The organism is Bartonella sp. AD328YNZD (assembly GCF_042196425.1).
Genome location: NZ_JBHIQG010000788.1, coordinates 1 through 615, shown reverse-complemented (window position 1 = coordinate 615; position 615 = coordinate 1). Strand labels below are relative to the sequence as shown.

The following is a 615-nucleotide window of genomic DNA, read 5'->3' as shown; positions in this document are numbered from 1 at the left end:
CTGAAGATGGTAGGCAATCATGGATAATATTAAAGCAGTGATTTTTTTATAAGATTCAAAAGTTGTGATGTAAGCTTAAAGAACATTTACATCGTTTTTGACTAAGACAGTTGCAAAAATCCAATTGATTTGGTTACATGTCAATTTGAAATAAATAAATCAGTAATTTAAAGATTTTAGTTGATTTAGGCTACCATCTTTGTCCATTTATGCGTAAAAGCGCAGAGAGTAAATTTTTACAAGGTATGATATATGTCGTATGATAGTTTTATTGCTGAAGTTAATGCTGAATTTCGTCAGGAAAAGGCGCTTGCTTTTTGGAGACGTTATGGTTTTTCAATTATTGGAGCAGTCCTTCTTTTCATCATCATGATAATTATTTATCAAATTTATTATCATGCACAAATAAAGAAAGCTGGTTATATTGGTGACGCATTTATAAAAAGCCTTAATTTTGCGGATACACGTCATTTTGATAAAGCGATAAAGCAATTGGAGAATGTTAAAGACTCTAACTTTGGAGGATATCCTTTTCTTGCTCGTTTGCGGGAGGCTTCTTTACTCATGGAGCAAGGTGATATGATTAAATCAGTGGAGATCTTTGATTCTGTTGCA

At 32.2% G+C, this 615-nt stretch carries 1 protein-coding gene; it reads left to right on the top strand.

The window, feature by feature from the left end:
• Positions 1-252: 252 nt before the first annotated feature.
• Positions 253-615, top strand: a 363-nt coding sequence (locus tag ACFIO3_RS15050; protein ID WP_375704779.1) for a tetratricopeptide repeat protein, incomplete at its 3' end; no start/stop codon positions are given.